Source organism: Polynucleobacter sp. UK-Kesae-W10, assembly GCF_018881575.1.
GTDB lineage: Bacteria > Pseudomonadota > Gammaproteobacteria > Burkholderiales > Burkholderiaceae > Polynucleobacter.
Window position 1 is genome coordinate 725,407 of the sequence record NZ_JACVQB010000001.1, and the last position, 11,141, is coordinate 736,547.

At 48.2% G+C, this 11,141-nt stretch carries 7 protein-coding genes; 4 read left to right on the plus strand and 3 right to left on the minus strand.

What is annotated here, in order from left to right; all coding sequences use genetic code 11:
• Positions 1–34: 34 nt before the first annotated feature.
• The gene (radA, locus tag ICN24_RS03840; protein WP_215348679.1) at positions 35–1,399 is read left to right on the plus strand and encodes a DNA repair protein RadA; all 1,365 of its coding nucleotides are present in this window, start codon (positions 35–37) and stop codon (positions 1,397–1,399) included.
• A gap of 7 nt (positions 1,400–1,406) precedes the next feature.
• On the opposite strand, the gene prmB is transcribed toward radA, so the two are convergent.
• The 3 genes from prmB to dapD are packed head-to-tail and all read right to left on the minus strand — an operon-like array spanning position 1,407 to position 4,332.
• Positions 1,407–2,303 carry a 50S ribosomal protein L3 N(5)-glutamine methyltransferase gene (gene prmB / locus ICN24_RS03845; RefSeq protein WP_216221443.1) on the minus strand — a complete coding sequence of 299 codons (897 nt, stop codon included), beginning with the start codon at positions 2,301–2,303 and terminating at the stop codon, positions 1,407–1,409.
• A gap of 42 nt (positions 2,304–2,345) precedes the next feature.
• Entirely contained in the window at positions 2,346–3,497 is a 1,152-nt protein-coding gene (gene dapE / locus ICN24_RS03850) for a succinyl-diaminopimelate desuccinylase (protein ID WP_216221444.1), read from the minus strand.
• Positions 3,498–3,504: 7 nt separating this feature from the next.
• A complete protein-coding gene (gene dapD, locus ICN24_RS03855) occupies positions 3,505–4,332 on the minus strand; it encodes a 2,3,4,5-tetrahydropyridine-2,6-dicarboxylate N-succinyltransferase (RefSeq protein WP_216221446.1) in 828 nt (275 codons plus the stop codon).
• Positions 4,333–4,506: 174 nt separating this feature from the next.
• On the opposite strand from dapD, the gene smc reads away from it, so the two are divergent.
• Genes smc through ligA form a run of 3 tightly spaced genes read left to right on the plus strand, consistent with a single transcriptional unit; the run spans position 4,507 to position 11,124 of the window.
• The gene (gene smc / locus ICN24_RS03860; protein WP_216221448.1) at positions 4,507–8,028 is read left to right on the plus strand and encodes a chromosome segregation protein SMC; all 3,522 of its coding nucleotides are present in this window, start codon (positions 4,507–4,509) and stop codon (positions 8,026–8,028) included.
• The gene (locus ICN24_RS03865) at positions 8,029–9,099 is read left to right on the plus strand and encodes a cell division protein ZipA C-terminal FtsZ-binding domain-containing protein (protein WP_370623098.1); all 1,071 of its coding nucleotides are present in this window, start codon (positions 8,029–8,031) and stop codon (positions 9,097–9,099) included.
• A 9-nt stretch (positions 9,100–9,108) separates the two neighbouring features.
• Complete coding sequence (ligA, locus tag ICN24_RS03870; RefSeq protein ID WP_216221450.1) at positions 9,109–11,124, plus strand: NAD-dependent DNA ligase LigA; 2,016 nt, start codon at positions 9,109–9,111, stop codon at positions 11,122–11,124.
• The last annotated feature ends 17 nt before the right edge of the window (positions 11,125–11,141 follow it).

Below are 11,141 nucleotides of genomic sequence, written 5' to 3' on the forward strand. Positions count from 1 at the left end.
TTCCTTAAATACACATTCATTTATTGGGTATCTCTTGGCCAAAGTCAAAACGGTTTACATCTGCCAATCTTGTGGCGGCACATCTGCAAAATGGCAAGGACAGTGCCCCTCTTGCCAAGCCTGGAACACGATGGAAGAGGGCTTACCCGAGACAACATCCAATTCTCGCTTTCAGGGTTTAGCTCAATCTTTACCAAGACAAAAGCTCTCTGCCATTACCGCTGAAGATTTACCAAGATTTAGTACTGGTGTAGAAGAGTTTGATCGCGTACTAGGCGGTGGATTGGTGCCTGGTGGTGTGGTGCTGCTTGGAGGCGATCCTGGCATTGGTAAATCTACTCTATTGCTTCAGGCGCTCGCAGAAATGAGTGCTGCCGGAATGAATGTTCTCTATAGTAGTGGTGAAGAATCAGCAGCCCAAATTGCATTGCGTGCCAAAAGAATTGCACTAGATGCGCCGCAATTAGAAGTGCTAGCGGAAATTCAATTGGAAAAACTCATTTCTATTATGGATACAGTGAAGCCACAAGTATTGGTGGTCGATTCCATTCAAACTTTATATTCTGAAGTGCTCAGTTCAGCGCCTGGTTCTGTGGCACAAGTAAGAGAATGCGCTGCGCAACTCACCAGAGCAGCAAAGTCGAGCGGTATCTGCGTGTTGATGGTGGGGCATGTCACTAAAGATGGTCATTTAGCAGGTCCGCGCGTTTTAGAGCACATTGTCGATACCGTGTTGTACTTTGAGGGCGATACCCATTCCTCATTCCGTTTGGTGCGTTCAATTAAAAATCGTTTTGGTGCAGTCAATGAGTTGGGTGTTTTTGCGATGACTGAAAAAGGTCTTCGCGGCGTCACCAATCCTTCGGCCATTTTCTTGTCGCAGCATGAGCAGATGGTTCCAGGTGCATGTGTACTGGTGACTCAAGAGGGCAGTAGGCCGCTCTTAGTGGAAATTCAGGCTTTAGTTGATACCGCCCATGTGCCTAATCCCCGTCGTCTAGCAGTGGGATTAGAGCAGGCACGTTTAGCAATGCTGTTGGCAGTACTGCATCGCCATGCAGGGGTCGCTTGTTTTGATCAAGATGTTTTCTTAAACGCAGTAGGTGGCGTTAAGATTTCAGAGCCGGCCGCTGACTTGGCGGTACTCTTGGCGATTCAGTCTTCGATTCGCAATCGTGCATTACCGAAAGAGCTGATTGTCTTTGGTGAGGTCGGCTTGGCTGGAGAGATTCGTCCTTGCCCCCGTGGTCAGGAACGTCTCAAAGAGGCTGCTAAGTTGGGCTTTACTGTGGCGATCATTCCGAAAGCCAATATGCCTAAAACTAAGATTCCTGGCCTGAAGGTAATTCCTGTAGAGCGGATCGATCAAGCAATTGCTGCTGCAGCAGAGCTTAGCTAATTACTAATTAACGCAGGTCTTCTGCTTGAATCAGTAGCACCTGTTCTTCACCCGCAGATACTTCCATCCAAATCACTGGAATTTGTGGGAAAGCTTTTTTGAAGTTCTCATACTCATTACCTATCTCAATCAAGATGGCGCTGCGCTCTGAGAGATAGTCGGGGGCTTGTGCAATAATTTTTCGGATTAAGTCCATACCATCCTCGCCGCCAGCAAGTGCAAGCGATGGCTCTGCATGGTATTCCGCAGGCAGTGCATTCATCGATTGGGCATTGACGTAAGGGGGGTTGCAAATGATGAGGTCAAATAGATTGTCTTCGTTTGGCTCTGGTAGCGCATCCCATAAATCACCCTCTAGTAGTTCAACTTGAGAGTTCAAGCTATGGCGATCTACGTTACGCGCTGCTACTGACAAAGCGGGCAGACTAATGTCGCATGCACTCACGTGAATGTCTGGACAAGAGAGCGCTAGCAAAATTGCTAGTGAGCCATTCCCGGTACAAAGATCTAAGGCTTTACCGTCTGCTGGCAGCCAAGGCTCTAATGAACCATCCACAATCAGTTCTGCAATCCAGGAGCGCGGAACAATACTTTGTTCGCTACAGAAAAACGGCACACCCATGAGCCAGGCCTCACCCAAGATATAGGCAAGCGGTTTGCGGGAAGCAATTCTTTCCTCTGCAATAGCAAGTGATATGCGTTGCTGCTCCGCGGAGATATCTTGATCTAACAGATCCAGAGCCTCGGTTGGGCTGACATCCAGTTGTTTACTCACAATCCAAAGCGCTTCGCTTTGGGCATCAATCGCACCATGCCCGTAGTGCAAATTGGCTGCTGCTAGTTTTTGTGCAACCAGCTCAATACACTGATTTACTGAAAGGGCTTGTGAAGGCTCAGGGTCCATGATGGATGAAGTGGAAGTTAGGGGGATGGGGTGAGCGAGGGCTTAAGCGATGAGTTGCTCAAGCGTTTTGCGATAAATATTCTTAAGAGGCTCGACATCATCAACGATGACGCATTCATCGATTTTGTGGCTTGTTGCGTTCAATGGACCGAACTCGACAACCTCTTTGCAGATCTTGGCAATAAAGCGGCCATCGCTGGTGCCGCCGGTGGTGGAGAGTTCTGTGTCTACCGAGGTTTCGTCTTTAATTGCTTTACGTAATGCACCTGCTAAAGCGCCATCACCAGTAATAAAGGGGCTACCACCCAATACCCAGTGAATCTCAAACTCTAATCCTGCATTTTTGAGAATAGTTTCGAGGCGCTCACGCAGTTGTTCTGGTTTGCTCTCAGTGGAGAAGCGGAAATTAAAGTCGATGACCAACTCACCGGGGATGACATTATTTGCGCCAGTACCTGCATGCACATTCGAGATTTGAAAGCTCGTGGGTTGGAAATACTGATTGCCCTTATCCCATTCGGTTTCTACCAATGCAGTGATTGCGGGAGCAGAAAGATGAATCGGATTTTTGCCTAAATGGGGATAGGCAATGTGGGCTTGTATACCTTTGATCTTCAGCTTTCCAGATAAAGAGCCGCGACGTCCGTTCTTAATCATGTCGCCGAGGCGATCAACTGAAGTAGGCTCTCCAATGACGCAGTAATCAAGGCGTTGCCCATGCTTTTGGAGGCGCTCACACATGATGACAGTGCCATCATTGGCTGGACCTTCCTCGTCACTCGTAATTAAGAAGGCAATTGCGCCTTGATGATCAGGATGAGTAGCAACAAATTCTTCGGTAGCAACAACAAAGCCTGCTAAAGAGGTTTTCATATCGGCCGCGCCACGTCCATAGAGCATGCCATCACGAATGGTGGGGGTAAAGGGATTGTTGGTCCACTTTTCAAGGGGGCCGGTAGGGACAACATCGGTATGACCGGCAAACACTAACACCTTACCTGCATCCCCCAACTTCCCCTTTTTAATTGCCCAAAGATTGGTAACTTGAAAATCCTCTGGCCCACTAACAACACTCTCCGTATGAAAGCCAATTGCTTGAAGTCTTTTGGCAATCAAATCTTGGCACCCGCCATCAGCTGGGGTGACGGAGTGGCAAGAGATGAGAGCTTCGGTAAGCTCGAGAGTGGCGCTCATGTTCGGTTTAGTCGCGCAGTAATTCGTTAATAGCGGTCTTTGCTCGCGTTTGAGCATCTACCTTCTTCACAATGATTGCGGCATATAAGCTGTATTTGCCGCAAGCAGAAGGCAGGGAACCCGGAACAACGACTGAGCCGGCAGGAACGCGACCGTAATGTACTTCGCCGGTTTCGCGATCATAGATCTTGGTGCTTTGACCAATGTAGACGCCCATGGATAAAACAGCGTTTTCCTCGATCACTACGCCCTCAACAACCTCAGAGCGGGCGCCAATAAAGCAGTTATCTTCAATAATGACTGGCCCGGCTTGGATTGGCTCTAATACACCGCCAATGCCGACGCCGCCAGAGAGGTGAACGTTTTTACCGATTTGGGCACAAGAACCTACAGTTGCCCAGGTATCCACCATAGTGCCTTCACCAACATAGGCGCCAATATTGACGTAAGAGGGCATTAAAACGGCATTTTTGCCGATAAATGAGCCCCGACGGGCTACGGCAGGCGGAACTACGCGGAATCCACCAGCGGCAAAGTCTGCAGCGGTGTAGTTCTCAAACTTGCTAGGAACCTTATCGTAGAACTGGGTATAACCCCCAGCGCTCATGGGTTGGTTGTCTTCTAGGCGGAAAGACAGCAATACGGCCTTCTTAACCCATTGATTAACTTCCCACTTGCCAACGCTTTGGCGCTCGGCAACGCGAATAGTGCCAGCATTTAAGCCTTCTAAAACGGCATTTACAGCGTTTCGGATGTCAGCTGGGGCGCTTGTAGGTGAGAGGTTTGCACGGTCTTCCCAGGCTTGTTCGATGATGTTTTGTGGTGATTGGCTCATGCTTTTCGGTTAACTATCAGATTGTTAAGGGATTTTGTCCCTGAAGGTAGATTTATCATTATATCGATGGGGCAAAAACACGTCTAAGTAGCCCCAAGCTTGCTATCATCTTCCCACTTTAGCTGTATATTTTTACCTCTTTATTTGAACCCCTTTTTCCCTGCAAAGTACGCCGTGCAACTGAAATCCATCAAACTTTCCGGCTTTAAGTCTTTCGTTGACCCAACCCATTTTGAAATGCCTGGCCAATTAATTGGTGTTGTAGGGCCTAACGGTTGCGGAAAGTCGAACATTATTGACGCCGTTCGCTGGGTTTTGGGCGAATCTCGGGCTAGTGAATTGCGTGGCGAATCCATGCAAGACGTCATCTTTAATGGTTCTGGATTACGTAAACCCTCTGGTCGTGCCAGCGTAGAACTCATTTTTGATAATACCGAAGGTCGTGCACAAGGTCAGTGGAGTGCTTTTACTGAATTGGGTATTAAGCGCGTTTTAACGCGTGATGGCAATTCAAGCTATTACGTCAATAATCAAGTCGTTCGCCGTAAAGATATCCAAGATATTTTCTTGGGTACGGGTATGGGTCCAAGAGGTTACGCCATTATTGGGCAGGGTACGATCAACCGCATCTTGGAAGCAAAGCCAGAAGAGTTGCGTGTATTTTTGGAAGAAGCTGCTGGTGTTTCTAAATATAAAGAGCGCCGTAAAGAAACTGCTGCGCGTTTAGAAGACACGGTTGAGAACTTAACACGCGTTGAAGATATTTTGCGTGAGCTCGACCAACAACTCACTCGCTTAGAAAAACAAGCTACTGTTGCCGAGCGCCATGCAGAGCTTTCTACGCAGATGAAATCACAACAACAGTTGTTGTGGTTTGTGCGTCAAACCGAGGCCGGCAAAGAGCAAGAGCGCCATGCCAACGGTATCCGTGACACCCAAGTAGGACTTGAAGAGCAGACCGCTAAGCTGCGTCATGCCGAGGCTGAATTAGAAACTATGCGCACTCAACAGTACGCATTGCAAGACAAAGTATCTGAAGCGCAAGGTGAGCTTTATCAAACCAATGCGGATGTTAGTCAGGTTGAGTCACAAATTCATTATGTGCAAGAAGCGCGTCAACGCTTGCAACAACAAACACAGGATTTACAGGCCCAACTCCAACGTTGGACTGTTCAAGAGACCGATGCTGCGCAAGCACAACGTACTGCTGAGCATGAGCTCAATGAAGCATCTGAGAAAGAGCAAACTTTATTAGCAGACCTCAATGGCTTGCAAGAGCAAATGCCTAGCCGTGAAGAGGGTTATCAAACAGCATCACGCGAACTGAATCATGCTCGCGAGAGTTTGGCTTCGATTGAGCAGCGTCTCGCTAGTTTGGGTGAGCGTATTCGTGCAATCTCTGCGCAGGCAGATGAATTAAAGGGTCGTGAATCACGTCTCACCAGTGAGCTTGATGGGATGCGTAGACCGGATGCTGAAGCATTGCAGATGGCGGTTGATCGTCATGCTATGGCGCAGCGCAAAGTGGAAGAGGCAAGACAGCGTGCAGGTGAAACACAACAGCGCGTTCCTGCTGCTGATGAGGCTCGCAATGCAGCTCAGCAAAAGATTCAGACTGCCAATCAGGATCTCGCTCAAACCGAGGCCAAGTTAACGGCCTTAACCGCATTACAGGCAAGCGTTCAAGCCCAGGGCAAGATTGGCCCATGGTTAGAGAGTAAGGGCCTCAAAGAGAGCAAGCGTCTCTGGCAAGAACTCAAAGTAGAGAGTGGTTGGGAAGCTGCGCTAGAGTCTGTATTACGTGAGCGTTTGGCTGCAGTGACAGCGAAGAGCGTGCAAGAGACATTAGCCTTAGCAAATGATGCGCCTCCAAGTCGTTTGGCAATTTTGCTGACCGAAGAAATTACCCCAGCGCATACGTCTGCACCAGCAGATTTCACACCTTTGCTTAGTCGCGTACAAAGCGCTGGTGCACCAAGGCTGACTTCAGTATTGCAAGAGTGGCTAGATAACATTTACATCGCTTCCAGCTTAGAAGATGCTTTACATCGTCGCGAGAAATTACCTGCGGGTGGTGCATTTGTTACCCAACAAGGCCACTTAGTAAGTCGTGTTGGTGTGCAGTTATATGCAGCGGACTCTGAGCAAGCGGGCATGTTGGCGCGCGCTCAAGAGATGGAAAGTCTCGAGAAGCAATTGCGTGCTCAAAAACTCATGCAGAGTGAATTGCAGGGTGAACTAGATCAGTGTGTAGCGAATTACCAAGCTGCGCACCAGGCTGCAGAGCAAGCACGCTTGAATGCTGAGCATGCCGTTCAAGAGGCACATGGTTTTGAAGTGGAAAGAATGCAGTTGACTCAGGCCGAAGAGCAATACAGTCAACGTGCAGCTCAAATTCAAAATGAACTGGGTGAATTGCGTCAGCAAATGGAGCAATTGACGCAAACTCAAGAGCAGTCAGCTACTGAGTTGGCTCAATCTGAGGAATCAAAGCAAGGCCTACAAGAAGCTTTGGCTTTGGCGCAAGAAAAATTAGAGTTGGCTACGCAAGAGCGTGATCGTTTGCGTGAATCATTACGAGCGGCTGAAATGGCTGCGCAAGAAGCTGCATTTGCTACTCGTTCATTACAGCAACGCATTGCAGATTTACAGCGTGATCAGAGTACGGCACGTACCCAGATCATGGAGATTCAAGATAAGCATGATGTAGCCAGCCAAGAGCTAGAGACCTTGAGCGACGAAGAGGCTCAAGAAAAATTACAAGGTTTGTTATTGGCTCGTAGCGCACGTGAAGCTGCTTTGGCTAATGCGCGTACAGAGCAAGACGCTCTCTTGCATCAGTTGCGGGAAGCGGATGAGGCACGTTTACAAGTTGAACGTAGCTTGCAACCGATGCGTGACAAAGTAGTAGATTTGCAATTGCGTGAACAGGCTGCTCGTTTGAACTATGAGCAATTTGCTACCTTATTGTCTGATGCAGAAGCGGATTTAAGTGCGCTAGAAGCCAACTTCAGTCCTGATCTCAAGGTGGGCGCGCTGCAAAGTGAAGTCAATCGCTTGAACTCCGAAATTCAGTCTTTAGGTCCTGTCAATATGGCTGCTTTAGATGAGCTAGCTAGCTCACGTGAACGCAAGCAGTTCTTGGATGCCCAATCAGCTGACTTAAATGAAGCGATGCAAACATTGACCGATGCGATTGCGAAGATTGATGCTGAAACACGCGACTTGTTGCAAGGCACCTTCGATCAGGTGAACAGCCACTTTGGCAAACTCTTCCCTGAGTTGTTTGGTGGTGGTCATGCTGAGTTGGTGATGACTGGTGAAGAGATTTTGGATGCTGGCGTTCAGGTAATGGCTCAGCCACCAGGTAAGAAGAACAGCAGTATCTACTTGCTCTCCGGTGGTGAGAAAGCCCTGACTGCTATTGCACTGGTCTTCTCACTCTTCCTCCTCAATCCAGCGCCTTTCTGCTTGCTGGACGAGGTCGATGCACCTTTGGATGATGCAAATACCTTGCGCTATGCCCAGATGGTTGCCAAAATGTCAGATAAGACACAGTTTGTGTTTATCTCACATAACAAGATCACTATGGAAATCGCTCATCAACTCATTGGTGTCACGATGCAAGAGCAGGGTGTATCCCGAATTGTGGCAGTGGATATTTCATCTGCCGTTTCGATGGTGGAGGCTGCCTAAGTGTACGTAGAACAAATCATGACGATGTTGGGTTTGTCTGATTTGCAATTCGCTTTGGCTGCAATCGGGCTGCTGATACTCGTTTCAGTGGCCGTCCTGAATTTTAAATACTCCCGCGCAAGACGCAGAGCAAGAGAGCAAGTCGAATTTGCTGGCGATCGTTTCGGAGGTGAGCCTAGCTTCAGCTCGGGCTTTGCTGATCCTGATGCTGCTCGCGCTGAACCTAGTTTTGGTGCCCCACTTTCTGAAACCATATCTGCGCCAGAAAAATTTGCCATTGACCCTCGTATTGATTGCGTCATTACATTGCGTTTTGATGAGGGCATCAGTGGCGCCGAAATTCTTGAAGAGATTGAGGCGTGGACTGACCTGCAAGCCACTTCTTCTGCACGGTGGATGTGCGAAGGATTGAATGCTGATATTGATGCGGCTGAAGATTGGGAAGAATTAAAGCCTGAGGCGAAATATTCAGAGCTGCAATTGGCTGTTCAGTTGGCAAGCCGTCGTGGCGCTATTGGTGTGCTTGAGCTTTCTGACTTCTGCTCCCGTGCTCAAGCTCTTGCAGATACCTTGGGTTCACAGATCGATATGCCTAGTGTCAATACGATGCTGGAAAGTGCCAAAGAATTAGACGCCATGGCTGCTGAGAGTGACATTCAGCTAAGTATTAATGTACTTTTTGATGAACCATGTCCTTGGGGTAACTTTGATGCCCTCATGCGTCAGCGTGGTTTTAGACTGGCGCGCAATGGTCGAGGATATGAGTTCTACAGTAATGGATCGCTCATTTTTAATAGCGCCCAATTGGATCCTAATCAAGCTGTCAAACAAGTTACATTGCTCTTAGAGGTTCCTTTGGTTTCTCAAGAAGAACGTGCATTTGAAAGAATGTTAGGTGAAGGTGTTGAGATTGCACAAGCGGCCCATGGCCGACTGGTTGACGATAATGGCATTAATCTGAGCGAAGCTGCAGTAATCAGTATTCGTCAGCATTTAGATGTTCTCTACGCCAATCTTGAGAAATCTGGCGTAGCAGCTGGCTCCTCAACTGCTAGCAGACTCTTTAGCTAGGACATCACCTTGTCGTCCAATAGTCCGACAAATTTAGCGGAGCGTTATGCATTCTTGCAAGTAGAGCTCGCCCGCTTAGAGCATGCTTATTACGTTCTCGACAATCCCTTGCTTCCTGATATTGAGTATGACCGTTTATATCGCGAGTTATTAGATATTGAAGCGGCTCACCCCGAGTGGGTTACACCAGAATCACTGTCTCAGCGGGTAGGGGGTACGGCTCTCAAAGAGTTTGATTCGGTTACCCATGAGGTGCCGATGCTTTCTTTGAATAATGCATTCGAAGAAGCTGAGTTGATTGCTTTTGATCGCCGCTGTCGTGAAGGTCTGCATGTAGATCGCGTAGCATATGCTGGCGAGCTGAAATTTGATGGCCTGGCAATTTCCCTGCGCTATGAAAATGGCTCTTTAGTTCGCGCCGCCACTCGTGGTGATGGTGCTAGCGGTGAAGATGTCACTGCAAATATCAAAACCATTCGCGCTATCCCACTGAAGTTGTCTGGAAAAAATATTCCACAAGTTTTAGAGGTCCGTGGTGAAGTCTTTATGTACCTTAAGGACTTCGAGAGGATGAATCAACAAGCTGCTGCCCTCGGTGAAAAAGAGTTTGCCAATCCCCGTAATGCTGCAGCAGGTAGTTTGCGTCAGTTGGATTCAAAGATCACTGCAAAAAGACCACTCTCCTTCTTTGCTTATGGCTTGGGGGCGTTGGAGCCTCAAACATGGTTACCCAAAACCCATGAAGAACTATTAAATGCCTATGAAGACTTAGGCTTACCAGTCTGTTCAGAACGGCGCGTCTTGAACTCTGTGGAAGAGATCCTTGCCTTTTATAACGAGATTGGCGCTAAGCGCGATTCATTGCCATATGACATTGATGGCGTAGTGTACAAAGTGAATGCATTTGCTGAGCAAGCTAAGCTAGGCTTTGTATCTAGAGCCCCTCGATTTGCTTTAGCTCATAAGTATCCCGCTCAAGAAGCACTTACCACCGTATTGGGTATTGATGTTCAGGTAGGGCGTACGGGCGCAATTACGCCTGTAGCAAGATTGGCGCCAGTAGAAGTGGGTGGTGTTACGGTGACGAATGCAACCCTACACAATGAAGATGAAGTGAAGCGCAAAGACGTTCGCATTGGCGATACCGTTTCAGTGCGCAGAGCAGGTGACGTCATTCCTGAGGTGGTTTCCGTCATTAAAGATCGTCGCCCCGCAAACACTCAAGAGTTTCAAATGCCAATACGTTGTCCGGTGTGTGACTCTCATATTGAGCGATTAGCAGATGAGGCAGTGGCGCGGTGTAGCGGTGGCTTATTTTGTGGCGCACAGCGTAAGCAGGCTCTGATTCACTTTGCCCATAGAAGGGCTTTAGATATCGAAGGCTTAGGTGAGAAGATCGTCGATCAGCTGGTAGATCAAAATTTAGTCAGAACTCCGGCAGATCTCTATCGACTAGGATTTACCGCTCTAGCTAATTTAGAGCGTATGGGCGAGAAGTCTGCTGACAATCTCATTGTGGCAATTAACAAATCCAGAAACACTACCTTAGCTAGATTTATCTTTGCTTTAGGTATTCGTCATGTGGGCGAGACAACGGCAAAAGATTTGGCAAATCACTATCAGTCTATGCATGCCTTGATGGATGCTGGTATGGAAGATCTTTTGACAGTTAAAGATGTGGGTCCTGTTGTTGCCGATTCCATCACGAGCTTTATGCAAGAAGCCCACAACCGTGAAGTGATTGAACAGTTATTGGCCTCAGGTATGCAGCTGGCCGTCGAAGAAAAAGTGATCAGCGCAGCAGTAGCTGGCAAGACTTTTGTTCTGACTGGTACATTCCCGACACTTACAAGAGATCAAGCAAAAGACCTTCTTGAAAAAGCGGGGGCCAAAGTTGCGGGATCGGTTTCTAAGAAAACAGACTATGTCGTTGCAGGCGCTGATGCCGGCAGCAAGCTTACTAAGGCTGAGGAGCTAGGCGTGCCTGTAATCGATGAAGAGGCGATGTTGGCTTTATTGAGCTAAGCCAAACCATTTGAAGC

Excerpts from the sequence above, each read along its gene's own strand:
- prmB (WP_216221443.1), bottom strand. The coding sequence starts at position 2,303 with ATGGACCCTGAGCCTTCACAAGCCCTTTCAGTAAATCAGTGTATTGAG.
- dapE (WP_216221444.1), bottom strand. The coding sequence starts at position 3,497 with ATGAGCGCCACTCTCGAGCTTACCGAAGCTCTCATCTCTTGCCACTCC.
- dapD (WP_216221446.1), bottom strand. The coding sequence starts at position 4,332 with ATGAGCCAATCACCACAAAACATCATCGAACAAGCCTGGGAAGACCGT.